Annotated in this window: 20 protein-coding genes; 5 read left to right on the forward strand and 15 right to left on the reverse strand. The window is 69.4% G+C overall.

Annotated elements, in window-relative coordinates; genetic code table 11:
- Positions 1-65: 65 nt before the first annotated feature.
- A complete protein-coding gene (locus tag JOD67_RS02875; protein ID WP_205114720.1) occupies positions 66-1,361 on the forward strand; it encodes a sensor histidine kinase in 1,296 nt (431 codons plus the stop codon).
- 84 nt (positions 1,362-1,445) lie between these two features.
- A complete protein-coding gene (locus JOD67_RS02880) occupies positions 1,446-2,090 on the forward strand; it encodes a response regulator (protein ID WP_205114722.1) in 645 nt (214 codons plus the stop codon).
- 122 nt (positions 2,091-2,212) lie between these two features.
- Here JOD67_RS02880 and JOD67_RS02885 read toward each other — a convergent pair whose 3' ends face one another.
- Positions 2,213-3,067: a methionyl-tRNA formyltransferase gene (locus JOD67_RS02885; protein WP_205114724.1), complete on the reverse strand. Its 855-nt coding sequence runs from the start codon at positions 3,065-3,067 to the stop codon at positions 2,213-2,215.
- Positions 3,068-3,184: 117 nt separating this feature from the next.
- On the opposite strand from JOD67_RS02885, the gene JOD67_RS02890 reads away from it, so the two are divergent.
- Entirely contained in the window at positions 3,185-4,534 is a 1,350-nt protein-coding gene (locus JOD67_RS02890) for an FAD-binding oxidoreductase (protein WP_205114726.1), read from the forward strand.
- A gap of 55 nt (positions 4,535-4,589) precedes the next feature.
- Here JOD67_RS02890 and JOD67_RS02895 read toward each other — a convergent pair whose 3' ends face one another.
- The 14 genes from JOD67_RS02895 to eno all read right to left on the reverse strand — a co-directional run bounded on the left by JOD67_RS02895 (position 4,590) and on the right by eno (position 22,998).
- On the reverse strand, positions 4,590-5,579 hold the full coding sequence (locus tag JOD67_RS02895) for a carbon-nitrogen hydrolase family protein (RefSeq protein WP_205114728.1): 990 nt from the start codon (positions 5,577-5,579) through the stop codon (positions 4,590-4,592).
- A 172-nt stretch (positions 5,580-5,751) separates the two neighbouring features.
- On the reverse strand, positions 5,752-8,382 hold the full coding sequence (locus JOD67_RS02900) for an ATP-binding protein (RefSeq protein ID WP_205114730.1): 2,631 nt from the start codon (positions 8,380-8,382) through the stop codon (positions 5,752-5,754).
- Between the two features lie 200 nt (positions 8,383-8,582).
- Positions 8,583-11,465, reverse strand: coding sequence for a BTAD domain-containing putative transcriptional regulator (locus JOD67_RS41660; protein ID WP_205114732.1), 2,883 nt, complete (start codon positions 11,463-11,465; stop codon positions 8,583-8,585).
- A gap of 26 nt (positions 11,466-11,491) precedes the next feature.
- Positions 11,492-12,685, reverse strand: coding sequence for a phosphotransferase (locus tag JOD67_RS02910; protein WP_205114741.1), 1,194 nt, complete (start codon positions 12,683-12,685; stop codon positions 11,492-11,494).
- On the reverse strand, positions 12,682-14,190 hold the full coding sequence (locus tag JOD67_RS02915; RefSeq protein WP_205114748.1) for an alpha/beta hydrolase: 1,509 nt from the start codon (positions 14,188-14,190) through the stop codon (positions 12,682-12,684). Before JOD67_RS02915 ends, JOD67_RS02910 begins: the two co-directional genes overlap by 4 nt.
- An 11-nt stretch (positions 14,191-14,201) precedes the next feature.
- Complete coding sequence (locus JOD67_RS02920; protein WP_205114750.1) at positions 14,202-14,657, reverse strand: VOC family protein; 456 nt, start codon at positions 14,655-14,657, stop codon at positions 14,202-14,204.
- Between the two features lie 34 nt (positions 14,658-14,691).
- Positions 14,692-15,834, reverse strand: a complete 1,143-nt coding sequence (locus JOD67_RS02925) for an alpha/beta hydrolase (protein ID WP_205114752.1) — start codon at positions 15,832-15,834, stop codon at positions 14,692-14,694.
- Positions 15,831-16,541 carry a peptidoglycan recognition protein family protein gene (locus JOD67_RS02930; protein WP_205114754.1) on the reverse strand — a complete coding sequence of 237 codons (711 nt, stop codon included), beginning with the start codon at positions 16,539-16,541 and terminating at the stop codon, positions 15,831-15,833. Before JOD67_RS02930 ends, JOD67_RS02925 begins: the two co-directional genes overlap by 4 nt.
- A gap of 41 nt (positions 16,542-16,582) precedes the next feature.
- Positions 16,583-17,074, reverse strand: coding sequence for a DUF3574 domain-containing protein (locus JOD67_RS02935; protein WP_205114756.1), 492 nt, complete (start codon positions 17,072-17,074; stop codon positions 16,583-16,585).
- A gap of 32 nt (positions 17,075-17,106) precedes the next feature.
- Positions 17,107-18,576 (reverse strand): flavin monoamine oxidase family protein, encoded by a 1,470-nt coding sequence (locus JOD67_RS02940; RefSeq protein WP_205114765.1) that lies wholly within the window; start codon positions 18,574-18,576, stop codon positions 17,107-17,109.
- Positions 18,573-20,021 carry a multicopper oxidase domain-containing protein gene (locus JOD67_RS02945; protein WP_205114772.1) on the reverse strand — a complete coding sequence of 483 codons (1,449 nt, stop codon included), beginning with the start codon at positions 20,019-20,021 and terminating at the stop codon, positions 18,573-18,575. The genes JOD67_RS02940 and JOD67_RS02945 overlap by 4 nt, the downstream gene beginning before the upstream one ends.
- The gene (locus tag JOD67_RS02950) at positions 20,018-20,605 is read right to left on the reverse strand and encodes a hypothetical protein (RefSeq protein WP_205114774.1); all 588 of its coding nucleotides are present in this window, start codon (positions 20,603-20,605) and stop codon (positions 20,018-20,020) included. The genes JOD67_RS02945 and JOD67_RS02950 overlap by 4 nt, the downstream gene beginning before the upstream one ends.
- A gap of 74 nt (positions 20,606-20,679) precedes the next feature.
- Positions 20,680-21,711: a zinc-binding dehydrogenase gene (locus JOD67_RS02955; protein WP_205114783.1), complete on the reverse strand. Its 1,032-nt coding sequence runs from the start codon at positions 21,709-21,711 to the stop codon at positions 20,680-20,682.
- Positions 21,712-21,714: 3 nt separating this feature from the next.
- Positions 21,715-22,998, reverse strand: coding sequence for a phosphopyruvate hydratase (gene eno, locus JOD67_RS02960; protein WP_205114790.1), 1,284 nt, complete (start codon positions 22,996-22,998; stop codon positions 21,715-21,717).
- A gap of 94 nt (positions 22,999-23,092) precedes the next feature.
- Between eno and JOD67_RS02965 the strand changes: the two genes are divergently transcribed.
- Both JOD67_RS02965 and JOD67_RS02970 read left to right on the forward strand, forming a co-directional pair.
- Positions 23,093-24,400, forward strand: coding sequence for an MFS transporter (locus JOD67_RS02965; protein ID WP_205114792.1), 1,308 nt, complete (start codon positions 23,093-23,095; stop codon positions 24,398-24,400).
- Positions 24,401-24,481: 81 nt separating this feature from the next.
- On the forward strand, positions 24,482-25,294 hold the full coding sequence (locus JOD67_RS02970) for a hypothetical protein (RefSeq protein WP_205114794.1): 813 nt from the start codon (positions 24,482-24,484) through the stop codon (positions 25,292-25,294).
- The last annotated feature ends 185 nt before the right edge of the window (positions 25,295-25,479 follow it).

Here is a 25,479-nt window from a genome sequence, read left to right on the forward strand (position 1 = left end):
CCCCACCCTCACGACGCCTGTCCGCCGGATGCCCCCACGCTTCGCGGCTCCATAATGTGAGTGACATGACCAGCGCCTTGCCCGCCGTCCCCCCGCAGACGCAGAGCTTCCTGCGTCGCCTCGGGGCCCGCAGCCTCTACGTGATCACGGAGTTCCCGATCGCGATCGCACGCTTCGTCGTGCTGCTTCCCATGTTCCTGCTCGGCATCGGGACGTTCGTCACCGTGCTCGGCCTGCCGATTCTGGCCGGAACGTTGGGCATCTCGCGCGTCTTCGCCGACGTCGACCGGGGCCGGCTGACCAACGTGCAGGGCTGGCCGGCGCAGCGCCCGCAGTACCGTTCGCTCGAGGATCGCAAGGGCTTCTCGAAGCTGTTCGGGATGCTGGCGCAGGCGCAGCGCTGGGCGGACTGGGGACACGGCATCATCGCGTTCGTTCCCGCACTCGTGGCGTTCATTCTCACCGTCACCTGGTGGTGCGCGGGCGTCGGCGGCACGTTGTCGTTCGTCTGGTACCCGGCGATCCCGGACGGCGGCGACGGCGACCAGGGCCTGGCCGAGCTCATCGGCTTCGGCGAGGGCAAGGCGGCGAACGCCCTGCTGAGCACGATCATCGGCGTGATCTTCCTGGTGACGCTGCCCGCGATCGTGAAGTTCAGCTCCGGCATGCTGTCCGGCCTGGCCCGCTTCATGCTGACCAGCGACCGGGTGCAGGTGCTGCACGAGCAGGTGTCCGACCTGGCCGAGAGCCGCGACGCGGCGGTGTCGGCCGAGGCGTCGGCGCTGCGCCGGCTCGAACGCGACATCCACGACGGCCCGCAACAGCGACTCGTACGCCTCGCGATGGACCTGTCCACCGCCCAGCGTCGGCTACAGAAGGACCCCGACGCCGCCCAGCCGCTGATCGCCGAGGCGATCGCCCAGACCCGCGAGACGCTGGACGAGTTGCGCGCGCTGTCGCGTGGCATCGCCCCGCCGATCCTCGCCGACCGCGGTCTGGCCGCGGCGCTGGCAGCGGTCGCGGCGCGGAGCACGGTGACGGTCGACCTCGAGGTCGCGATGCCGGGCGGCAGCCGGCTGCCCGCAGCGGTGGAGAACGCGGCGTACTTCGTCGTCGCCGAAGCGCTGACCAACGTGGCGAAGCACAGCCAGGCCACGCACTGCCGAGTCGACGTCTCCCGTACGACCGAGTCCATCCGCGTGATCATCACCGACAACGGCGTGGGCGGCGCCCATCCCGCGAAGGGACACGGGCTGTCCGGGCTGGTCGACCGGGTCCGCGCGATCGGCGGCAAGCTCGACGTCGAGAGCCCCGTGGGCGGGCCGACCATCCTTGCTGCCGAGATCCCCTGCCCGATGTGACCCCCAAGGCCCCAAAGCGAGTGGGCGGCCCAACGCTGTGCCTCCCTGCCGAGATCCCCTGCCCGATGTGACACCCTCGACCCCATGCGGGTCGTGATCGCCGAGGATTCGGTACTGCTCCGAGAAGGTCTGGTCCGGTTGGTCGAGGAGCACGACCACACGGTGGTCGCCGCGGTGGGCGACGGCACCACGCTCGTCGAGGCGATCGAGGAGCACCGGCCGGACATCTCCATCGTCGACGTACGGATGCCACCGAGCCACACCGACGAGGGTTTGCGGGCCGCGATCGAGGCCCGCAAACGCGTACCGGGGGCGCCGATCCTGGTGCTGTCGCAGTACGTCGAGGAGTCGTACGCCACCGACCTGCTCGCCGACAAGGTGGGCGCGGTCGGTTATCTGCTGAAGGACCGCGTGGTCGACGTCGACGAGTTCATGGACGGGCTCAACCGCGTCGCCGGCGGGGGTACGGTGCTCGACCCGGAGGTCGTCTCGCAGCTCCTCGTCGCCCGTCGCGATCCCTTGACGACGCTGACGCCGCGCGAGCGCGAGGTGATCGGGCTGATGGCGGAGGGACGTACGAACACCGCGATCTCCCAGCGGCTCGTGGTCTCCGAGGGCGCGGTCGAGAAGCACGTCAGCAACATCTTCGCCAAGCTCGGCCTGGCCCCGTCCGACTCCGACCACCGCCGGGTGATGGCGGTCCTCGCCTACCTCCGACCGGGCAGCTAACCCGCCTCGATCTTTCGTCCGGCGGTGGGTTCGACCTGCCCGCCCCACCCCACCCTGGGGCCAATGATCATGTTTACATGGTCATTGGCCTCTTCACGTGGGGTGGACGCCAGGTAGAGGGGTCATTGGCCGTGTAAGGCGACCACGGTGACGATGCGCAGGGCGTCCGTGCCGGTCTGGACGGTCCAGCCGTCCTCGTGCTTGTCCAGGATGGTGCCCGGTGCCGTCGCCTGGCCGGGTGCCGGCCGCACGGCGAGGACGGTGGCTTCAGTGCCGTCCACGCGCACCTTCGCTTCGGGGCCCATCACGTTCAGCGCAGCTGCCTTTCGGACGAGGACGCTTGCCGGCTCGGTGAGGTCGAGCAGCTTCTCCTCGATCGTGAACGGCCTTGCCTCGGTGGCTCGCTCCGCATCCTGCGGCCTGCCCGGCTCTCCGGCCAGCGCGCTTGCCACGCCCTCCTCGAGCGTCTGCGCCATCAGGTCGAGCCAGCCGGCGAGGAACGTCACGGCGGTCAGCTCTTCGGGGAGGGTGGCTTCGCGCTGCGACATGATCGCGCCGGTGTCGAACTCCGGCGCGATCCGGTGCGTCGTGGCGCCGATCGTCGTCGCACCCTCGTACACCGCGCGCTGCGGGTTGGGGCCGCGGCCTTCGGGGAGGAGCGACGGGTGCACGTTGAACGCCCCACACGTCGGCACCGCGATGATCTCCGGCGGAATCAGCCGCGGATAGGCGACCGAGACCACGAGGTCGGGGGCGAGGGCCGTGATCGCCGGGGTGGCGATGGGGCGGAGCCGCCCGGTGAGCAGAACGTCGGCGTCCGGCGGGAGGTCGAGAACGAGGGGGTTGGCGCCCCGGAGGGACCTGCCGACCGGCGGGGTGACCACGAGGACGATCCGGTGGCCGTGCCGTTCGGCCCAGTCCGCGACGACGCGATAGGCGGGATGGAAGAACGTCATCACGACCACGCGCAGCGCCATATGCCCTTGTATAGCCGGGACTGCGCCGCGAGCGCGAACGAATATAGGCAGCGCCGCCTCCGAGTTGGGCACCCGCTGCCGATGGGTGCACCCTCCGTGGCCGCCTACAACGGAACCATGAACTCCATTGCCACACTCCGCGACGCGGTCAAGGGCGCCGTCGTTCTTCCCGGTGACGCTACCTGGGAGCAGGAACGGCTCGCCTGGCATCTCACGAACGACCAACACCCGGCGGCGGTCGTCCACGTCACCGGCGTCGACGATGTCGTCGCCGCTGTCAATTTCGCCAAGCAGCATGGGCTTTCCGTCACCGCGCAGGCGCGTGGACACGGTGCCACAGCGGCGTTGCAGGGCGCGATCCTCCTTCGTACGTTGGGCCTCACCGCGATCGAGGTCGACGAGCAGGCGCGCATCGCGCGCGTCGAGCCCGGGGTGCGGTGGGGTGAGCTGAACGAGGTCCTGGCGCCGACGGGGCTCACCGGTCTGCCGGGCAGCTCGGGTGACACGTCCGTGGTCGGGTACACGCTCGGCGGCGGCCTCAGCTGGTTCGGGCGCAAGTACGGTCAGGCCGCGAACCACGTGCACGCTGTCGAACTCGTCACTGCGGACGGCGAGCCTGTGCGCGTGACCGCTGAGTCGGATCCGGAGCTCTTCTGGGCTGTGCGGGGCGGGGGTGGCGACTTCGGCATCGTGACGGCTTTGGAGCTTCGGCTGTTCGCCGAGCCGCAGATCTACGGTGGGCGGATGACGTTCGCGGCCGAGCACGCGCGGGAGGTCTTCCGTTCGTTCGTCGCCGTGACCAAGTCGGCGCCCGAGGACCTGACGCTGTGGGCGTGGCTGATGAACATGCCGGACGCGCCGATGATCCCCGAGCCGATGCGCGGGCGTTGGCTGGTGATGATCGATGCTGTGTACCTGGGCTCTTCGTCCGCTGCGGACGCGCTGCTGGCGCCAATCCGTGCCGCGGCACCTTTGCTGTCCGACACGGTGGGGACGGTGCCGTTGAACCAGCTGGACGGGGTGGCGAACGAGCCGGTGGATCCCGTTCCGGGCCTGCTGCAGGGGACGTTGCTGAGCGGCTTCGACGAGTCGGCGGTGGACGCGCTGATCGCGGCGGCCAACCCGGGCCAGCCGTCGCCGGTGGCAGTCTTCGAGGTCCGCCACCTCGGCGGAGCCTTCGCCCGCCCTCAGCCCACAGACGGCGCCGCGGGCGCGTTGGCCGAGCCGTACCTCCTCTTCTTCGGCGGCTTCCTCCCCTCGCCCGCCTTCACCCCGATCCTCGAGGCAGCGATGGGCGAGATCACCGAGGCGATGGCCACCTGGGACACGCAGCGGACGCACCTGAACATGTCGTCCAACAAGCCCGTCGAAGTCCTCTTCCCCACCGACGTCCTGTCCTCCCTGCGCGCCATCAAGCACCGCCGTGACCCGAACGGAGTGATTCGCAGCAACCACCCCGTCGGGTAGTGCAACAGCCGTTTTGAAACACGTGTTGTAAAACACCTGTACTACAACAGGCGTTTTACAACACGTGTTTCACATGGCCGATCGTGCGCCCTGGTACGGGATCGCCCCGGTGATCGACGCGGACGAACGGCGGATGCTGCGCGGTATCGGTGAGAATGCCGTAGAGGTCAGGGCGGCGAAACGCGTCGCCCTCGGTCTCGCGGTCGCGGAAGTCGCGGAGCCGGTCCAGGTCGAAGATCGCCGGATAGATGCCTTCGTGCTCGCCGGCTTCGACGACCAACATGTCCCGTGCGCTCGAGTCGGAGTTCGAGATGCCGTCGAAGGCGATCGAATGACCCTTGCCGGCGCCCGGATCGTTGGCCATCGCGATGGCGACCATGTTCTCGTCGGAGCGCGAGCGGAGCTGGCTGAGCCGGTACGTCTCCATGCTGCTGGCGTTCGGCACCAGGATGAGCTCGGCGCCGGCGAGCATGAGCGCGCGAGCGGCTTCGGGGAACAGTCGGTCGAAGCAGATCATCGCGCCGACCTGCACTGCTCCCGCTGCGGTGTCGAGCGTCGTCACGGGAAACCCGTCGCCGGGCGTGCACGCGGCCTCGCTCTGGCTGAACGCACAGGGGTGCACCTTGGCGTACGTCAACACGAGCTCACCGTGGCGATCGATCAGCGACACCGTGTTGCGGGGTAGGCCCGGCCAGTCCTCAAGGTAGGTCACCGCGATGGCCAGCTGGAGCTCTCGGGCGAGGTCGCGGAAGTGACGAACGAAGGCCGAGTTTCGGCCGATGGCGAGTCCGCGCCAGATCTCGGCCGCGGGTGGCGACGGCGGTACGCGGTCGGTCCATCGGTCCGGCGAGCGATAGACGTCCGGGCCGTCCGGGTCGAGCGGAACGGCCGGGGCGAAGCCGATGCTGAACAGTTCGGGGAACAGCGCGACGTCCGCGCCGAGATGCTTCGCCTTGCGGCAGGCGGCCTCGCCGATGGCGAGGTTGGCGGCCTGGTCGTTCCCGGCCGCGGCGATCTGCAGCAGGGCGACGGTGAGCACAGACATTCGAGATCCTCCAGTTGGTGAGTGTCGACCCGGGTGGCGGTGCGAGTCGGCTGGAGGACCTCGTGGGGTGCCAGTCGGTCAAATCATCTGCATCGCAACGTACACCGAAAGAGAACGCGTGTCGTGGTACGTCTCCGCTCTTGCGAGGGTGTACCACGACACGCGTTCCGGTTCAGGCGAGCAGGAGGCTGCGCTCCGGGGAGTCGGTGTCGGAGGCGATGCCCAGGGTGTAGGCGGCGGCCGCGGCGTCGCGGCGGGTGCGGGCGCCGAGTTTGCTGAGGATGGCGGACACGTGGTGGTCGACCGTTCGCACCGACACCACCAGCTGCTGGGCGATCTCCGCGTTCGTCAACCCACGCGCCAACAGGACGAGGACGTCGAGCTGCCGGTCGGTCAAGCCCGCCGGGTTGTTGCGGGTGCTCGACTGCACTCCACGCGGGATTCGCTGCACGCCGATCGCCTTCAGTCGGCGGCGCACGATCGTGGCCGTCGCGGTGGCGCCGAGCTCGTCCAGGATCGACAACGCCTGCAACATCGCCTCCGCCGACCCGGCGGCAGCCAGCTCCAGGGCTTGCTCGTACGGGTCCCCCACCCGCTCCCACGCAGCAGCCGCCGCACGCCACGAGCCGCTCAGCCCGGCCGCGTAGCCCTCGGCCAGCCCGGGGATCGACGTGACCTCCACCCCAGCGCGCGAAAGGTACCGCAGCAGCTCACCAAACGCAGGCGTGAACCCGTGCGGCAACAAGGCCAACACCCCGTCCCGCACGGCATGCGCGATGTCGTCGCGCCCGTTCAGGAAAGCCCACTCGACATAAGCCGTCGCCGCATACCGCAGGCCGGCCATCGACCGCAGCGACACAGCGCGCGACCACGCCGACGCCAACAGCTCCTGCGCCCGCGGATCCCCGCGCCGCGCCAGGAGGCGACCGTACGCCGGTGTGCTGAACAGGTCCAGCAGCCCCGGGTCCTCCACGGCAGAAGCCAACCGGCCGAACAAGGACTCCGCCAGCTCCCACTCGCCCCGACGCAGGTGCAGCATCGCCACATGCGCGTCCAGGGAGTACGAGTGGAACCACAACCCACGCTCAGAAGTGAAAGCCGAACCCTCGTCGAGCAAGGCAGGCAGCGACGACCACTCCCCCTGGCAGAACAGCAACTCCACCAGGTTCGTGTATCCCCGCGCAGCCGCCTCGTGGTCCCCCGTCGCGAGCGCCAGAGCAAGGCTGTCCCGCAGATACTGACGCGCCGGCGCCCCCTGCAGAGCCAACTCGCCATGAGCGACGCCGAGATAGTTCAAGCACAGCGCGGCAAAGTCGGTCCGTCCCGCCGCGGCAGCGAGCGAACGGGCCTCCGTCAGCGCGGCGATCCCGGTCACCGGGTCGCCGGTCAACACCAGGATCGCGCCCCGGTAGTACGCCGCCGCCGCACGCACCGAGTCCGACGACGTCGACGAAGCCACCGACACCGCCCGGTCGATCGTCGACAGGGCACCCGACGTGTCGCCCGCCATCAGCTGGTGGCGCGACTGCCGCAGCAACGTCTCCGCCAGCTCGACCGGCGACCCCACGACCTCGCGCAACGTGATCGCGGAGTCCCCGACCACCACGGCCTCGGTGAAGCGGTGCGCGATGTGCAGCTCCCAGGCGTAATCGTCAAGCACAGCAGCACGTTCGGCCACCGGAAGCGAGTCGACGTACGGCAACAACGCCTCGAAGAACACCAGCGCCTGCCGGTGCGACCCCGCCTGCGTGGCCTCCCGCGCGGCCTGCGGCGCGTACTCCAGCACCGTCGCGACATCTCCCGCCGCCACCGCGTGGTGGATCAGGCACGACAGCGGAGCGTTCCCGAGCTCGAGCATCTTCCGCACCAGGTCGGCGTGCATCGTACGGCGACGAATCGGCGCCAGCGACTGCTCCAGGGCGCGCCGAGCGATCTCATGCCGGAATCGCAGGCCGGTCCCGTCCAGCTCGATCAGCCCCGAACGTTCGGCCACCGACAGCTCGTGCAGAGCATCCCCGACCACGTGCCGCGCGACCTCGAGCGTGATCGCCCCCGGCAGGATGCACAGCTGCTCCAGCACCCGCAGCGTCGACAGGTCGAGCGACCGCAGCCGCGCGAGCACCGCGTCGACCACGCTCGTCGGCACCCCGCCCGCGGCGGCACCAGCGGCGAGCACCTCAGTCACGAAGAACGGGTTGCCAGCCGTCAGCTCGTGCAGCTCACGAGCGTCCCAGCCGGACCCCGAAGCCAACGTACGCACGGACTCGACCGTCAACGGCGACAGCGCGAGCCGGTACACCCGGCTGTCGGCGAGCGCCCCCAGCACCGGCCGCAGCGGGTGGCGGGCGTCGACCTCGTCGTCGCGGAACGTCAGCACCAGCACCACGCGCAACCGGTACAGCCGCCGCGCGAGGTAGTGCAGCAGGTCCAGCGTCGCGTCGTCGGCCCAGTGCACGTCCTCGATCACGAGAACGGTCGGGTGCGCGCCGTCGAGCTCAGCGCACAGCGCATCGAAGATCTGGTCGGGCGAGCCGGCGGCGAGGGCACGCTCCAGTGGCCCGCCCGAACCGCGAGCGGCGTCGCGAAGCGGCGCCAGAGCCGGCGGCGCGAGCATGTCGTCGCAGCTACCGACCATGACCTTGACGCCGCCCCCCACGCGGCGCAGGAACTCACGGACGAGGGAAGTCTTGCCGATTCCCGCCTCGCCCGTCAGCAGGACGGCGGTGCTGTGACGTGTCGTCGCCGCGGCGACCGCGGCCATGAGGGTCTGGACATGATCATGACGTTCGAACAGTGCTTCCATCGGAGTTTCCCCACCCGCACCTGTAGCAAAGCCTGTATGGACACCTGGCCCTACAGCTCGAGGTTGCTCAGCGTGAAACCCTGGAACTTCACCGCAACGCCCCTGCCGTCGCCACGTCGCCCTGACCTGACGGCGTGGTGGATCCCTCTGCGTGACAGAGTGGCGGGTCGATGCTGTGGGAAACGCTGTGGGGACCGTCGTCAGTCGCCGGGCTCCCGGATCAAAGCGGCATGCAACGCCACAGTCTCGGCGCTCGGCCCCACCCCGAGCTCGTCCGCAAGCAGCGTCGACAGCGTCTGATAGTGCCGGAGCGCCCGCCCCCGGTCACCCATCCGTACGTACGAAGCCATCAGCTCCCGGTGCGCCGGCTCCAGCAGCGGATCGTGCTCGATCGCCCGCAGGTACAGCTCGGCCGCCGCGGCGTGCGACCCCTCACCAGTGCGCAAACCGGCCAGGTCGAGCAGCGCCCGCTCGTACGACTGCTGCAGCGAGGAACGGCGGGTATCGACCCACGCACCGGACAGATCAGCGCAATAGTCGCCGCGATACAGCTCCACCGCCTCCGCCAAAGCCAGCGCCGTACGAGGTCCGCCGACCACCGAAGCGAAGCGCTCCACATCGAAGGAGTAGGCGAGCGACCGGTTGAACGCGTACCGCCCCTTCCGGAACAAGATCCAGTCCGTACGTCCCAACGCCCGTCGCAGCTGGTGCAGGCAGGTGTGGAAGCTGTTTCGCAGCACGAGCGTCGAGGCCTCGGGCCACAGCGCCGCCCCGATCGTGTCCTTGTGCGCGGACTCCTCGCCCAGCAAGAAGAACAGCAGCTCCCGCGGCTTGGCGTACCCCCAGTCCGCCGGCCCCAGCAACGCACCGTCCCGCCGCGCCGCGCTCGCGCCGAAGCCGAGCAGCACCAGCGGCGCCGGCTCCGCAACGGCAACAGGCGCGGGCCGTCGCAGAGAAGCCGGCAGCTCGGCGACCAACTCGTCCAACGAGCGCAGTTCTCCCAACTCCCACTCGCCCGCGAACACGCTCGGCCCGAGCGCCTGCCGTACCGACGCCGTGATGCGCTCGACGTCCGGGCGCTCGACCGCCGGAACGGGCCACCCCCACGACTCGTGCAGCTGCCCCGCACAGCCGAGCAAGCGCGCGGCGAGCTTCGCGTCCGACGACTCGACCGCGGCACCCGCGAGCGTCTCGAGCACCGTGGGCACCCGCCACCGGTTCCCGCCCTCCAGGCACAGCCGCAGCGCCTCCGACAGGTCGCGCCACGCCTCGTCGAAACGACCAGACCGCAGCGCGAGCACGCCACGCAGCTGCAGTCCCCAGGCGAGGACGTTCCGGTACGCCCCTGCCCGTGCCGTCCGCAACCCGTCCGCGAAGAACGAGCCAGCAAGCCCCACATCGCCTGAATACAAGGCGATTCCGCCCCGAAGCACGGCCGTCCACGCGAGTGCCTCCGCGTTGCCCGAACGTTCATGCAGCTCGTACGCCTGCAAGCCGAGCTCGGAAGCGCGCGACAGCTCGCCGGCCAGCAGCTCGCGCATGCACAGATAGTCGACCGCGCGGGCCGCTCGCGACTCGTCGCCGAGTTCTTCCCACAGGGCAACGGTTTCCTCGCCGAGGCGCCGCGCCTCCGCGTAGTCGCCGCGACGCATCGCGACGCCGCCCAGCCAGTTCAGCTCGATGCCCACGCCGGTCCGGTCGCCCTCGGCCTGGTACGCCGCCAGGCCGGCCTGCAGCCAGGTCTCCGAGGCGTCCTCGTCGCCCTGCAGATGGGCCATCGACGCGGCCCCCATCAACGCCCGCGCACGCAGTTCCGTCGGCGCCGAGCCCTCGATCGCGAGCGCCGACTCCAACCAGTCCCGCCCCTCGCTGAACCAGCCCTGCAGGTAGTACGCCCACCAGCAGCCGACAGCGATGTGCAGCGCACCCTCGGCCAACCCGTTCGCCTCGCACCAGGTGAGCGCCGCCCGGAGGTTGCCGCGCTCCTCGTCGAACAGCCGGAGCAGCTCCTCCTGCTGGCTGCCGTCCACGCCGTCGCCGATCCGCATCGCCACCGACAGGAACCAGTCGGCGTGCAGCCGGGCCGCGGCCTCGTCCTCGCCGAGCTCGCTGACGACGAACTGGCGCACGACCTGCAGCAGCCGGTACCGGGCCGTCGCCCCCTGCGTCACGAGCACGAGCGAACGGTTCACCAGCGACGAGAGCAGCCGCAGCACCTCACCCGAGGCGACGCCCGACTCGGCCGACACGGCCTCGACGGCGGCAAGATCGAACGTGCCCGGGAACGGAGCGAGCCGCCGCAGCAGCTGCCGTTCGGGCTCCGACAGCAGGCTCACGCTCCAGTCGAGCGCAGCCTGCATCGCCCGGTGCCGCGGCAGCGACTGCCGGTCGCCACCGACGAGAACGGCCAACGGGTTCGCCAGCTTCGTCGCGACCTCGGCCGGCGTCATCAACGCCGACCACGCGGCCGCGAGCTCGATCGCGAGCGGGATCCCGTCCAGCTGCTGGCAGATCCGCAGCACGTCTTCGGCGTTCGCGGCGTCAACGACGAAGTCGTGCCGCGCCTGCCGGGCGCGGTCGGCGTACAGCTGCACGGCGTCGGGCGACGGCAGCGACGGAACGGCGAACATCACCTCGCCCTCGGCGTTCAGCACGGCCTGGCTGGTCGCCACGATGCACAGCTCCGGACAGTTCGTGAGCAACGTGGCCGCGAGGTCGGCGATGGCGTCGACGAGGTGCTCGCAGTTGTCCAGCACCAGCAGCGTCGGTCCGCTCGACAGCCGGCGCTCGATGGCGGGGAGGAGGGGCGCCGTCGGCGTACTCCGCACGTGCAGGGTCTCGGCGATCGCCGGCAGCACGCCGGTCGGGTCGTTCAGGTGCGCCAGCGCGACCCACCAGACGCCGCCGGCGAACCGCGGCTGGACCCGCCGGCCGAGCGCCAGCCCGAGCCGGCTCTTGCCGCTGCCACCAGGCCCGATCAGCGTGACCAGGCGTGCGGCGGAGACGAGTCGCTCGAGCTCTCCCAGCTCGTTCTCCCGGCCGACGAAGCTGGACAGCCGGACCGGGAGGCTACCGTCCGCCACATCCGAAGGATAGTTGCCTGAGGTAGTCACGACCTCCAGACCTGAGATCCCGTCAGCCGGTCGGGGAGCGCGAGGCCGAGGTCGACGAGGTAGCGGGTGAGCGCGAGCCGGCTCTCCACGAGGTCGGCGAGCTTGTCCGACGCGGGCTCACGGAGCCGGCCGAGCGGCAGGGCCGTGAACGCGCTGCGGATCACGAGCTGCGCGTCGAAGCCGCACCGCAGCTCGTCCAGGTCCACCGGGAACCCGTCCATCGCGAGACCCTGCGCGTGCGCGACCGCGATCTCGTCGTGCAGCGCCGGCAGCTCGGCCGCGTCGAGCAGCCCGGCGTGGGCGTGCCCGACGAGCAGCTGGCCGAGGTCGTATCCCACGGCGACGAGCCCGGCCATCGTCCAGTCGATGACCACGAATCCTTGCGGATTGTCCTTCGGAACAAGGAGGTTCTGTGGGCTGGCGTCGCCGTGCATGAACGTCTGGGGCAGCGTGTCGAGGACGCCGAGCAGCTCCGGTACGCGTGCGGCCAGCCGTTCCAGGTCGGCCCGCAGCGAGCCCGTCCCCTCCAGCAGCGGGTGCTCCCACACGGAGTCGGCGAACAGGTCCTCGAACGCCCCTGCCTCCAGGCGCGTCGTCACGTACAGGCGGGTCATCTCACCGGGGACGCGCGACGCGGTCTCCGGGTACAGGTCGTGCCGGGTCAGCCGGGCCGACAGCTGGCCGAGCAGCCGGGCGGCGCGCTGGTACCGCGGGATGTCCCAGTCCACCTGGGCGGTCTCGACGTTCTCCGACCAGACGACGGTCCGCAGATCGTCGTGCTCGTACGTTGCGTAGACCTTCGGCAGCCGGAGGCCGGGCGGCAGCGCGTGGTGCAGGTCCGACTCGTACACGTCGGCCTCGAAGCGCCAGCGCCCGTCGAACCGGCCGAAGTCCGGCACCAGCTTGGACACTCGTTCGTACGGCGGCCACAGCCGGAACGACTGCAGCTCCTTGACGAAGAACGACCAGCGGAGCACGGCCTCGCCGTCCCTCGCGGTGCCCCGGACGCGCGTCAACCGGGCCGTGACCGGCGTGCCGATCTCGTAGTCGACCTCCTCGATCCACCAGTTCACGACGGTCGCGTTCGGCCGGCCGAGCTGGCCGCGCACCATCGCGGCCAGCTCGGCTCCGTCCGGTGCTGCCCAGGCCGGCAGTCCCGCGATGCCCGGGACCACGGTCGGGTTCGTCATCGCGTGCCTGCCGAGAACGGCTCGCGTTGGTCCACGCACACGGTCCCTGCCGGCGGCAGCGTCTTGCCGTCGGTGAGGTACGTCAGCACGTGCACGAACAGGCAGAAGTCGCCGGTCAGAACGGCGTTGTGGCCGTCGGCCTCGAACGTCAGCAGCCGCGCGTTGCCGAGGTCCGCGGTGAGCCGCTCGCTCCAGACGTACGGCGTGGCGGAGTCGTACGTCGCTCCGACGACGAGGATCGGTGCCGCCGACTTCGGGTTGCGGATCTTGCCATGGAACGCGTTCCGGTCCTTCGCCGGCCACAGCGCGGCGTCCAGCTCGTTGTGTCCGACGGTGAAGAAGAAGTGGTCGAACAGGCCCTCGCCGAGCTGGCGCCGGTCGAAGTAGTCGGAGACCGGCCCGCGCGGCCACCGTTCGTCGACTGCCGTGACGGCCGTGTACGCGTCGTTGACGAAGCTGAAGCCGAGCAGGCCGACGGTCTCCTCGTACCAGTCCAGCATCGGGTCGGCCTCGCCTGCCTCCAACCGGGTCAGGGCGGCCGCGAAGCCGTCCCAGGTGGACAGTCCGTACGTCATCGACATGGCGCTCTGCCGGACGAAGTCGCCGTTCACGACCGGGTCGGCGGGGTCGGATCCGCGCAGCGGTGCGTGGTCGAGCTTCGCGAGAAGGTTGTCGAACGCGACCTTCGGATCGTCGCCGCCGAAGCCACATGCAGGCCCTGCGGCCAAGCAGCCTTGGAAGAACCGGTCGAGGACGGTCTCGTACCCGGCGGACTGCTCGAGCCACAGGTCGAGCGGACGGTCGTAGTAGGTCTGCACGTCCATCGGGTTGCTGATCACCATCGCCCGCGAGCGACCGGGGAACATGGTGGCGTACGTCGCGGCGATCGCGCTGCCGTACGAGATGCCGAGCGCCGTGAGCTTGTCGTCCCCCACGGCCTTGCGCATCAGATCGACGTCGCGGGCAGCGTTCGCCGTGCTCATGTGTGGCATCAGCAGCGCGTTCTTCTGCTGGCACGCCTTGACGTACGCGCGGGTCTTCGCCTCGTACGCCCGCCGGTCGATCGTCGCCGCACGTTCGAACGAGGGCGGGACCTGGAAGCCCTGCCCGCAGTCGAACAGCGGCCGGCTCGCACCGGTGCCGCGCGGGTCGTAGGTGACCACGTCGAACTGGCCGAGCGCGGCGAGGGCGCCGGGCGGCGCGGTGGGGAGGAAGTCGTTGCCAGGAAGGCCAGGCCCACCCGGGAGGATGAACAACGAGCCGATCCGGTTGTCCCGGTCGGTCGCGGGCGCACGCATCATCGCGATCGAGATCCTCTTGCCGTGCGGCTTGCGATAGTCGAGCGGCACGGGGATCGTGGCGCATTCGAACTGCTCCGCGCACGGCTTCCAGTCGAGCGTCGGAACGGTAGACGTCGCCGCCACCGCCCCGCTCGGCAGCAACCCGGCGAGCACCAGTCCCACTGCGGCAGCGACCGCAAGGGCGCCTTGACGCAGGCTTGGCATGGTAATTCCCTTCAGTCGAGGTCGACGATTTCCCAGTGGGCCGGTCGTTTGTGCGTTGCCCACGGCACGCCCGGCTTCATCCAGAGCACTTCGCCTTCCCAGCCGTCCGGGTCGGTGAAGCAGAACAGCCGCGCGGGACCGACGTCGGTGACGACACCGTCGGTCGCGCCGATCGCGCGCAGCCTGCTGCGGAGCTCGCGGAACGCCTCTTCACTGGCGGCGTTGTAGCCGAGGTGGTCGTGGCGACCGCGGTCGAACCGGGGCCTTGTCGCGGGCATGTCCACCGACGCGAGCTCGTAGGCGGAGAGGATCGCGTTCGGTCCCACGTTGATCAACGCGAGCCGTACGTTCTCCTCCTGCAGGTCCCATTCGACCCGCGCCTCGAAGACGCGTCGGTAGAACCGCACCAGCCGGTCGAGATCCGGCGTCAGTACGGCAACGTGGTTGATCCCCGCGAGTAGCTTCAAGGCCCCGATCCTTCGTGTTTCGGTGCGTCAGTGCTCAGTGCACGAGGTCGTCGGCGAACGCGAGCACGTCCTGCAGCGCGGCGGGCATGAGACCGAGGTGGTCGACGCCCGGGTAGGACTTGAACGTGACGTCGTTGCCCTTGGCCCGCAGGCGATCCGCGGTCAGCTCGGCGGCCTCGGGCGAGACGACCGTGTCGAGGGTGCCCTGAGCGATGAACAACGGCTCGTGGTGCTTGACGATCGGGATCTCGGCGTTCGGGATGAACAGTTCGGCCACCTTCTGGTACTCGCCCAGCGAGACGTCGAAGTAGTCACCGTTCGTCTTGCCCGCGGACGCGACGGCGAGCGCGGTGTAGCAGTCGGTCTGCTCGGCCCGGGTCATGAGCTCCTTGCCCGCGGGGGTGACGTAGTCGTCCGCCTCGAACTTGCCGGGGTGCGCTGCCTCGACCACGGGGAACACCAGGAAGAAGTTCGGGATCACCGGCGCGGCCGGCCCGAACGCGGTGTACGAGGCGATCGTGTCGCGGAACTGCGTCGGCGGGGCGGTCGCGATCGTGCCACGGAAGTCCAGCTCCGGCGCGTACTTGTGCTCCATCGCACCGGCGAACAGCACGCCCTGGGCGCCCTGCGACTGCCCGACGGCGAGCCAGGTGCGGCTCAGCGAGGAGTCCACCTTGCGGGCCGCGCGGACCATGTCGATGATGCCGTACCCCTCGGACTTCCCGTACAGGTAGAGATGCGTGCCGGGAGTGCCGAAGCCCTCGTAGTCGCTGCTGACGACGGCGTAGCCGGCGCCGAGCAATGCACCGAGGTAGTTGGTGTCGCGGGCCGAGCGGCCGGCGATCGAGTTCGCGCAGTTGTCGGCGATGCCGACCGTTCCGTGTCCCCAGCTGACGACGGGCCAACCCTTCTTGGGAGCCTTGCCCGTCGGGATGAAGACGGCGCCGGACACGACGGTCTGCTTGCCGTTCTGGCCGGTCGACACGTAGTGGACGCGGTACGCCTTGGCGGTGTTGGGCAGCCAGAGCGCCGCCGGGAGCTGCTCGATCTTGACCGGCTTGCCGAGCGGGGCGCTCGACGCGGTGGCCGGCTGCGCGCTGAATCCACCTGCCAGCAAGGCGATGGCGGCGAGAGCGATCAGGACAAGTAGTCGGATGCGTGGAATGGTCGGGGTCATGAGTGTTCTCTCCGGAACCGTTCGAGATAGGCCGCGACGTCCTGGCGGACGCCGGGAAGGTGGGGGTAGAACGCGTCGCCGGGGCAGGCCGTCGCGCTCCACTCGCGGTGCGCGGCGATGGCCGGTACGGTCTTCTGCGCTCCGCTGATGGGGTTGACGTACGCGACGGTGGCGAGCGGGTCGAGCCCAGTGAGGTGGGCAAGGCCGGCGAGCGTACGGACGAGCGACCTGCGTGCGGCCGCGGTGGGTTGGATGGTGGTGAAGTCGCCGAGCAGGCAGACGCCCACGTTGCCGGCGTTGAAGCCGCCGACGTGCGCGCCGTTCGACATCCGTGGGCCGTTGCCCTGCCGGCCTTGAAAGACCGGCGTGGTGTCGGCGCCGGACCAGCGGCCCTCGTAGATCGTGCCGTGCCGGTCGATCAGCAGTTGGTAGCCGATGTCGCCCCAGGTCTGTGTCACGGCCTGGTCGCGGTAGATCGCGCGTACGGTGGCCGCCGGGTTCGCGTCGTTGTTCGACGTCACCGCATGGTGAACCGTCAACGTTTGAACAGGAAAGTACGCCTGCGGCATGATCTCGTTGCCGTTCGTGTCGAACCGGAACGACTCGTCGGCACCCCAGCCGGCGCGGCGTACGACCTCGACGCCGAACGCTCGGACGGTCGAAGGCGCGGCGTTGGCGATGCCCGGGGCAGCGAGGGCCGCGCTCACGGTCAGAGCCCCCGTGAGCACGGCACGACGTCGGAGGCGCATCAGAACGACACCCGATCCAGGCTGTCGGCGCGGAGGACGGACTCCTGCTGGAACGCCTTCTTGTAGTCCTTGCGGATGGCCTCGATCTCCTTGTTCGCACCGCGATCGTCCAGCGGGTAGAGCAGAACGACGACGAACGACTTCTCCTCGATCGGGCCGGTGGACCCGTTGAACTGGCCCTCGCCGGTGAGCTGGGTGAGGCCGTCGGGGAAGCGCGGGGTGACGTACTTGTCGACGAACGTGTCGAACTGCGCGTCGGTGACCGGCGGCTTGTTGTCGGGACGGGCCGAGCCGAAGTAGAGCTCGGTCCGGCGGAAGATGTCGCCGGGCCGCGGCTGGTGCTGGGTGCCGCTGACTGAGCTGGCGGCCGCGGGTGCGGCGTCCGGCTGAGCATCCGGCGCGGCGGCGGCGCTGAGTCCGACGATCGACGCGACCCCGGCCACCGCGAGTCCGAGCGGCAACAAGGACTGCTTGACAGTGCTGTTCTTCATGTGGGGTTCCTTGTCCAAAGCTTGCTTGTTCATCAGGCGCCCTTCGAGTCAGCGGCGAGTACCTCTGAGACCACGCGTTCGGCGGACTCGAGGGCACCGTTCATCCAGGCGATCCAGAGCGAGGTGTGCTCGCCGGCGAAGTGGACACGGCCCTCGACCTTGCGCATCGCTGGCCACATCCAGGTCAGGTCGCCGGGTTGCACCCAGCCGGTCACGCCGCCGGCCCACTTGTCCTCCTGCCAGGTGTGGGTGGCGACGCCGACGATCTGGTCGTCCATCCCCGGCAGCGCCTTGCGGAACTGCTTGCGCATCGCGTCGATCCGGCGATGTCCGTACGCGGCGAAGTCGACCGCGTCCTGGCCGAGCATGTAGCTCTGCACCATGCCGTAGTGCGGATCGGTCTGCTGCGACGTCGTGTCCCAGATCCGTCCGGCGAACGTGTCCGTACCGACGAGCTGCAAGCCACCCAACGCGCCGAGCGGGTCGGAACGCCAGAACGGCTTGCGGGTCTGGAAGTAGGCGCGAGCCGCCGGGTAGTACCGCAGCTTCTTGATCGCGGCCATCTTGTTCGCGGAGAACGGTGTCGCGATGTTGACCCGGCGCAGCGGCGCGAACGGCATCGCGACGATCATCCGGTCGGCGCGCAGCTCGTGCCGGCGGCCATGCCTGTCCTCGTACGACACGGTCACGCCATGGGCGTCCTGCGCGATCCGCTTGACCACCGAGCGGTACTTGACCCGCTGCCCGAGCGCCTTCGCGAACGCGTACGGCAGCTTGTCGTTCCCGCCGTCGATGCTCCGCAGCTGTTCGCCGTTCGCGATCGACTCCACCGCGAACCCGGCGAGCGCGTTGACCTGAAGGATGTTGCCGTGGTCCGCTCGGAACCAGTCGAGCCAGGTGTCCGAAGCCCCCTGCGACTTCGCGTAGCCGCCGAACGTGGTGTCGTCGAGCTCCTTGGTAGCGGGGAACTTCTTCGGCCACGCGGAGTCGAAGATGTCGCCGAGCTTGCCGAACCCGCTGCCGAGGTAGTCGCCCACCTTCCCGTTCGGGTCGGGCTGCTCGTTCTCCCCCAACGTGATAGGCCATCGCTTACCAGCCGGGGGTGCAAGGAATCGCTTGCCCTGCAGGTAGAAGGCCCGCGTCCCGGTGTCGTACTCGCGCAGCGGCAGGCCGAACTCCTTGACGTACTTGTGCGTGTACTCGTGCACCTCGAAGATGCGGACCGCGCCCATCTCAGCGTGTCCGCCGCGACGCAGCCCGTCGCGCCTGGTGTAGACGCGACCGCCGGGGCGGTCCTGCGCCTCGAGCACCTTGACGTCGTACCCGCGCTTCATCAGGTTGTACGCCGACGCCAGACCCGCAAGTCCGGCACCAAGGATCACGACCCGCTTCTTGTGCGTCCCCGCCGATGCCGGCGCGTTCGCCAAGCTGGCAAGGGGAAAGGCGGCTCCCACGACGGCGAGCTTCTGGAGGAACGCCCGCCTGTCGACGGAGTCGTTCATCGAACGACCTCCATCTGCGCCATCATTCCGGCGTCGGCGTGGCCGAGCAGGTGGCAGTGGTAGAGGTACCGCCCGGTGAAGTCCCCGAACCTCATGATCAGCCGGATGCTCGAGCCTGCCTCGATCGTGACGCTGTCCTTCCAGCCGGCCTCGTGCGCCGCCGGCGGCTTGCCGTCGCGGTCGAGGATGTGGAACTGCACCAGGTGGGTGTGGAACACGTGCGGGATCGGCAGCTCCGGAGCCTCGGTGTTGCGGACGGTCCAGATCTCGGTGGCGCCGAGTTTCGGCTTGATGTCGATCCGGGCCGGGTCGAACGCCTTCCCGTTGATCAGCATCTGGCCGACCTCGAGGTTGGAGCGCAAGTCGAACGTACGGTGCTTGCTGGCTCGCTTGGGGTCGAGCCGGTGCAGGTGGACGAGCTTCTTCGGGATCGGGTGGACGTACCCCTGGGCCTTCTTCGTCACGTCGAAGCGCATGACCTCGGCGCGGTTGCCGAAGAAGTTGACCGCGTTCCTCAGCACGATCTTCGCGCCGAGAGCGACCTTCGAGAAGTCGACGATCACGTCGTACCGTTCCGACGGCGCGATCGGCAGATGCTGAACGGGGACAGGCTTCTCGAGCAGGCCGCCGTCGTTGCCGATCACGTAGAGCGGCGCGCCGTTGTCCAGGCTCAGGTCGACGAGTCCGTCCATCGACGAGCCGTTCAGGAGCCGGAAGCGGTACGGCCGCCGCTCGACCTCGAAGCGCGGGTGCGCGACGCCGTTCACCAACGTGACGTCGCCGGCGAACTCACCCGGAACAGGCAGCCGGAACGAGTTGTCGTCGTTGAAGAAGCGGTCCTGGATGATGAGGGGCACGTCGTACTTGCCACGCGGGAGGTCCAGCCGGTCCTCGCGCCAGTCGTGCAGCAGGTAGTAGCCGGACAGGCCCATGTAGCTGTTGAACGACTCCAGGCCGTGCTTGTGGTCGTGGTACCAGTACGTCGAGGCCTGCTGCGCGTTCGGGTAGAAGTACGTCCGGGTGTCGCCGGGCTGGATCTCGTCGCCCGGCAGGCCGTCGGAGCTGGACGGGACGTTCCCGCCGTGCAGGTGGACCGCGAGCTCCTTGTCCAGCTTGTTCTTCTGGATCACCTTGATCGGGCGGTTCTTCTCGACCTTGAACGTCGGGCCGGGGAACTGCCCGTTGTAGCCCCAGATCGGCGTCTTGGCGCCCGGCAGGATCTGCGCCAGGCCCTCCCGCATCGAGACCCCGTAGTAGTCGACGCCCCACTTGCGGTACTTGCGGACGAGCACCGGCGGAATCCGCAGCTTCTGCGCGAACAGCTCCACCGCGGGCGAGGCCTGTGCGGGCTTCGCGCCGAGTGCGCTGACGATGCGTTCGGCCGGCAGGATCGCCGCGGCACCGGCGAGACCGCCGAGCTTGACGAGGTTACGTCTGCTGATCATGAGTGTGACTCCATGCCTTTCCACGGCACGCCGAAGAACAGCGACGCGCCGAGAGTGATCGCGAAGGTGTAGCGGAGGGTCGCGAGTGCGACGCCCGCGAGATGAGCGCCGAGCTCGGTGGGGAGGACCCCGCCGTCGAGCCCGTTCTGTACGAGAGCGAAGGGAATGCTCGCGATGGCGGCGAGGGTGGCGGCCGCGACGGCGAAGCCGAGCCGCGCCTGCATGCTGTCGGCGTCGACGCCGTTACGGGAGGTGAGCTTGCGGACGAGCATCACGGCGAGCAGCAGGACCGCGAGCGTGAGGGGGACGGACAGGGTGGCGTCGCGGAGGAAGCTGCCTCCCGCGCTTTCCCCGTGGTGGGAGACGAGACCAGCGTGGCTGGCGAGGGCGGCCTTGGCCGCAGGGGTGAGATTCTCCAGCCTCGGTTCGGGAAGCCGGCCTAGGTGGCCCAGGTGCGAGCTTCCGTTGAGGTAGAAGTTGTGCACCGCCCAGCCGACCGCGTACGCGACGACGGCACCGAGCGCGCTGACGCGCAGGAACAACGCGTTCGGGCGCGGCGGTGCGGTGAGCACGACAGTGGACATGACTCGATGGAAGCGTCGCGGGCGTGCGCAAACATCGGTGCCGGTTACCCATCTCCCGGCAGGGGGTGCCTACATCAGGGAACGACGAGCACCTTGAGGTGGGCAGCCGGCTCGGCAAGCAGTGCCTCGAAGCCGTGCGAGACGACCTGATCGAGACCGATTCGGTCGGTGATCAGGGGTTCCGCGACGACCTGTCCGGACTCCAGCAGGCGCAGGGCTTCGGGGAAGTCCACGTCATACGTGTGCGACAGCGAGGCGATAACTTCCTTCTCCGTAAGAAGAAACCGGAGCAGCGGGAGCTCGAGCGAGCCGCCGGTGACGCCGAGCAGGACGGTGCGGCCGCCCTTGCGTACGAGCTCGACCGCTGCCTTCGCCGCCGCGGGGCTGCCGCCGGCCTCGAACGCGACGTCCGCGCCCACGCCGCTGGTGAGCTCGTCCAACGTGGCCTGGGCATCGTCGGGTGCGACTGCCTGGTCCGCGCCGAGCCTGAGCGCCAGCTCGCGACGGGACGCGACGGGCTCGACCACCACGACGCGGGCGGCGCCGCGGAGACGCACGATCTGCAACAGCAGAAGGCCAATCGTGCCGCCGCCGACGACCACGACGGTCTCCCCCGCCGCCAGCCTGCCGCGGCGTACGGCTCGGACGGCGACGGAGGTGGGCTCGGCGAGGGCCGCGTGGTGGGGCTCGAGCGAGTCGGCGTACGGCAGGCACATGTACTCCGGCGCGAGCATCTCCTCGGCCAGCCCGCCGTCGGCGCCCTGGCCGAGCGACTTGAGCCGGACGCACAACGCGTAGTCGCCACGCAGGCAGTAGAAGCACTCGCGGCAGAACAGGTGCCCTTCGACCGCGACGCGCTGGCCGATCGCGAGCGAGACGCCCTCGCCGGTCTCGACGACGGTGCCGGCGCCCTCGTGGCCGAGCGTCAAGATCCCCTTGCCGGCGTACTCCCGGTCATCGGGGCCGTTGACGTACCCCTCCAGGTCGGTGCCGCAGATCCCGCACGCGTCGACCTTGAGCCGGACCCATCCGGGCTTGGGGCTACCGAGGTCTTCGACCTGGTCCATCCGGACGTCACGTCGTCCATAGAAGCGAACGGCTCGCATTCGTCATCCCCTCCGCACAACCGCACCACCGGCGTACGCGGCCTCGGCGCCGACCTCGCGCGCGATCCGCAGCAGCCTGTTCCACTTCGCCGTCCGCTCCGACCGCGTTGTCGAGCCGACCTTGATCTGCCCCGTTGCCCAACCCACCGCGAGATCGGAGAGCCAGGAGTCTTCGGTCTCGCCGGATCGCGCTGAGAGCACGGTCGCATAGCCGGCTTTGTGTGCTTGCCGTACGACCTGGCGCGCTCCGGTCAGGGTTCCGTTCTGGTTGGGTTTGACCAGGATCGCGTTGGCAATGTCTTCGTCAACTCCGCGCCGCAGGCGTTCGGCGGAGGTCACGAAGAGGTCGTCGCCGAGCAGCTGGATCCCGCCGAGCTCCTTGGTCGCGAGCGCCCAGGCGTCCCAGTCGTCGTCGGCGCACGGGTCCTCGATCGAGACGATAGGAAGATCCCTTGCCCATTGAGCCAGCTCGGCGACCCAGTCGGCGGCTTCGAGCTCCCTGTTCTCGGCGGCGAGGACGTACCTGCCGTCGCGGTAGAACTGGGTCGCGGCGACGTCGATCGCGAGCGCGACCTCGTCCCCAGGTCGCAAGCCGGCGTGCTCGATGCCCCGCACGACGAGCTCGAGCGCGGAGCGGTTGTTCGGCAGCGTGACGCCGAGCCCGCCCTCGTCCGCCACCAGGTTCGCGCGGTGGCCGTCGGTCTCGGCGACCTCGACGGTCGCGGCACGGACCCGTACGACGGTCTCGAGCGCGTCGGCGATCGACTCGGCCGCGACCGGGACGACGAGCACGTCCTGGATGTCGACGGCGCCGCCGGCGTGCGCGCCGCCGGACACGATGTTGATCATGGGAAGCGGGATCGTGAGCTGGTCGCCGGCCAGGTAGCGGTAGAGCGGGACGCGGTGCTGGTCGGCCGCGGCCTTGGCGGTCGCGAGCGAGACCGCGAGGACGGCGTTGGCGCCGAGGCGTTCGAGGTTCTTCGTTCCGTCGGCTGCCAGGAGCGCCTCGTCGACGGCTTGCTGGTCGCTGGCGTCGCGGCCCTTGACGGTGTCGGCGAGCGTGGTGCGGACGTTCTCGACGGCAGTGCGGACGCCTCTCCCGGCGTACCGTTCGCCGCCGTCGCGGAGCTCGTGCGCCTCGTGGCTCCCGACGGATGCGCCAGAGGGAACGGCGGCCTCCCCGTACCCGCCGCCGGCGACCCGAACGGCCGCGGCAACGGTCGGACGACCGCGCGAGTCGAGCACCTCCCAGGCGTCGACGTCGACGATCTCCATCGGCTCTGCCATGCGTCCTCCGAGGTTGGTAAATAGAGCTTACTGACCAGAGCGTGCGATACCTTCGGCGCCGGGGATCAGCTGCTTGCCGAGAACGGAACCTTCTGTGTCCGAGCAACAAACGACGGAAGTCGCCAAGCCGAAGTCGCTGTGGCGCAACCGGCCGTTCGTCATGTTCTGGGTCGCCCAGGCCATGTCGAACATGGGCACCCAGGTCAGCGAGCTTGCGATCCCGCTCACCGCGGTGATCGTGCTGTCCGCGACCCCCGCCGAGATGGGCATCCTCACCGCGATGGAGCCGCTGCCGAGCCTGGTGCTGGGCTTGTTCCTCGGCGTCCTGGTCGACCGAGTGCGGCGCGCACGGCTGATGTTCTGGTGCAACATCGGACAGGCCGTACTGATCGGGACGATTCCCCTCGCCGCGATGTTCGGCGTGCTCACGTTGGCGCAGATGTGCATCGTGATGTTCACCGCCGGTGGGCTCGCGCTCGCGTACGCGTTGGCGCACACGGCGTACATCCCCGTGCTCGTCACCGACAACCGTCAACTCACCACGGCGAACGGGGTCGTGGCGCTGAGCGACTCGGTCGCGGCGGTGGCGGGGCCTGGCGTGGCCGGCGTGCTGGTGCAGGTGCTCACCGCGCCGATCGCGGTGGCTGTCGACGCGGCTTCGTTCCTCGTCGCCGCGGTGCTGCAGCTGTTCGGCCGGCGGACCGATCCGAAGCCGGCGGTGGAGCACAACGAGCGGATCGGCGCGTCTTTGCGCGAGGGGTTCCGCGCCTTCGCCCGGCACAAGGGCGTCGTCGCTCTGACGGTCGCCAAGGGCGTTCCGGACTTCTTCCACTGGGGCGTGCTCGCGCTGTACGTGTTGTACGCCGTCCGCGAGCTGCACCTGTCGCCCGCGACGATCGGGCTGATCGCGATGGTCGCGTCGCTCGGTCCGGTGGTGGCAGGGCTCGTCGTCGCGCCGGTCAGCCGGCGCTTCGGAACCGCGTGGACGTCGGTCATCGGCGCCGTCCTGCTCGGCGGCAACCTGCTGATCCCGTTCGCCACCGGGCCGACGTGGATGGTGATCGCGATCATCGCGTTCGGGCAGTTCATCCTCGGGCTCGGCGTCGTGTACCTGATCATCGTGCGGCAGACGATGCTGCAGCAGTCGGTGGCGCATCACCTGCTCGGCCGGGTGGGTGCGGTGATGCGGCTGATCGAGTGGGGGCCTGGGCCGGTGGGCGGTCTGGTCGGCGGGCTGCTGGGTCAGGTGTACGGGCTGCGTACTGGGCTCATCGTGCTCGGAATCGGTTGCCTGCTTGGCGTTCCGTGGGTCGTGATCGCGGCGGTACGAGGGCACCTCGACGTCACCGACACGGGCGACGTGGCGTCTGCTGACGTCAAGGACGAAAAACACCAGACGTAACAGCCGGACGGCGCTAGTCTTCGACCCGGCGAAGGGCACCAAGGGGGGCAGCCGGCGCCGAGGTGAGCTTCAGGGGGAGCTATGAACCATCGAATCGTTCGACAGCGCTTGCTGATCGATGATCAACACGACGTCGAGGACGTCGCCGAAGACCTCGCGGACGGGGCGATCGTCGCCACGGCGTTCGCGAACTTCTACGTGATCGTGTCCCGACCGGACGTCGAGACCGTGCAGCGGATCAACTTGCTGACGGGGCGTCCGATCCGGCAGGTGGGCAGCGTTACCACCTCGTTCGATCTCATTCCGACCATGTTCGACTGGTCCCAGCTGCCGAGCGGCGTGTCCGGGCACGCGGTGCGCGCGTTGATGGACGAGCTGTTTGCCCTTGGCCCGTTCGGATTCCGCGGTCCCGCCGCCGAGCACGTGCCTGCGCACCTGACGCTGTCGTCCGCGGGGGTGCGGACCGTGCAGGTGATCGCGCCGGGGTACGCATGCCCGTCGAACGTGCTGTTCGCGCATGCTGTCGACGTGCTGGGCTCGGACGTTCTGTACGTGGGGGCAGCGAGCCGCCTCTCCTCCAACCTCGTGCCCTGGCGGGCGTCGGAGGTTGTGGAGGAGTTACATCACGTGGGCGAGTTCGAGCTGATCGAGCACCGCGACGAGGCCCTGTCCCTGGCCGCGTACCCGCACCACACGCCGGGTTCGGTGACGCTGTTGTCGTTCCACGCGCAGGACGGGTTCGTCGGGGGACGACCGGTGCTGACGATCGACCGGCACGGGTCACTGCCGATCGAGCACGTGCAGGAGCTCGCGGGGCCGTTGGGCTTCGAGATCCGCCCCACCGACCTCGCCGGCGAACGCCTCCGCACCCGCGCCGTCCCCATCCCCGCCTAGCTCGACCGGGCCCAGCCTCGATCTTTCGTCCAGCGGTGGGTTCGACCGGTCCAGCCCGGCCCCCGGGGGCCAATGATCATGTTTACATGATCATTGGCCGCTTTACGTGGGGTGGACGCCAGGTAGAGGGGGCACTGGCCGGGTAAGGCGACCCACGACGCTTCACCCACGGAGTGCCTACCAAC

The sequence above is a fragment of the Tenggerimyces flavus genome, from assembly GCF_016907715.1.
GTDB lineage: Bacteria > Actinomycetota > Actinomycetes > Propionibacteriales > Actinopolymorphaceae > Tenggerimyces > Tenggerimyces flavus.

What these genes read in the sequence shown, in the direction of transcription:
- JOD67_RS02900 (WP_205114730.1), bottom strand. Translation starts at nt 8,382, where the DNA reads ATGGAAGCACTGTTCGAACGTCATGATCATGTCCAGACCCTCATGGCC.
- JOD67_RS02915 (WP_205114748.1), bottom strand. Translation starts at nt 14,190, where the DNA reads ATGCCAAGCCTGCGTCAAGGCGCCCTTGCGGTCGCTGCCGCAGTGGGA.
- JOD67_RS02875 (WP_205114720.1), top strand. Translation starts at nt 66, where the DNA reads ATGACCAGCGCCTTGCCCGCCGTCCCCCCGCAGACGCAGAGCTTCCTG.
- eno (WP_205114790.1), bottom strand. Translation starts at nt 22,998, where the DNA reads ATGGCAGAGCCGATGGAGATCGTCGACGTCGACGCCTGGGAGGTGCTC.
- JOD67_RS02945 (WP_205114772.1), bottom strand. Translation starts at nt 20,021, where the DNA reads ATGATCAGCAGACGTAACCTCGTCAAGCTCGGCGGTCTCGCCGGTGCC.
- JOD67_RS02880 (WP_205114722.1), top strand. Translation starts at nt 1,446, where the DNA reads ATGCGGGTCGTGATCGCCGAGGATTCGGTACTGCTCCGAGAAGGTCTG.
- JOD67_RS02955 (WP_205114783.1), bottom strand. Translation starts at nt 21,711, where the DNA reads ATGCGAGCCGTTCGCTTCTATGGACGACGTGACGTCCGGATGGACCAG.
- JOD67_RS02950 (WP_205114774.1), bottom strand. Translation starts at nt 20,605, where the DNA reads ATGTCCACTGTCGTGCTCACCGCACCGCCGCGCCCGAACGCGTTGTTC.
- JOD67_RS02970 (WP_205114794.1), top strand. Translation starts at nt 24,482, where the DNA reads ATGAACCATCGAATCGTTCGACAGCGCTTGCTGATCGATGATCAACAC.
- JOD67_RS02885 (WP_205114724.1), bottom strand. Translation starts at nt 3,067, where the DNA reads ATGGCGCTGCGCGTGGTCGTGATGACGTTCTTCCATCCCGCCTATCGC.
- JOD67_RS02910 (WP_205114741.1), bottom strand. Translation starts at nt 12,685, where the DNA reads ATGACGAACCCGACCGTGGTCCCGGGCATCGCGGGACTGCCGGCCTGG.
- JOD67_RS02895 (WP_205114728.1), bottom strand. Translation starts at nt 5,579, where the DNA reads ATGTCTGTGCTCACCGTCGCCCTGCTGCAGATCGCCGCGGCCGGGAAC.
- JOD67_RS02890 (WP_205114726.1), top strand. Translation starts at nt 3,185, where the DNA reads ATGAACTCCATTGCCACACTCCGCGACGCGGTCAAGGGCGCCGTCGTT.
- JOD67_RS02925 (WP_205114752.1), bottom strand. Translation starts at nt 15,834, where the DNA reads ATGACCCCGACCATTCCACGCATCCGACTACTTGTCCTGATCGCTCTC.
- JOD67_RS02940 (WP_205114765.1), bottom strand. Translation starts at nt 18,576, where the DNA reads ATGAACGACTCCGTCGACAGGCGGGCGTTCCTCCAGAAGCTCGCCGTC.
- JOD67_RS02935 (WP_205114756.1), bottom strand. Translation starts at nt 17,074, where the DNA reads ATGAAGAACAGCACTGTCAAGCAGTCCTTGTTGCCGCTCGGACTCGCG.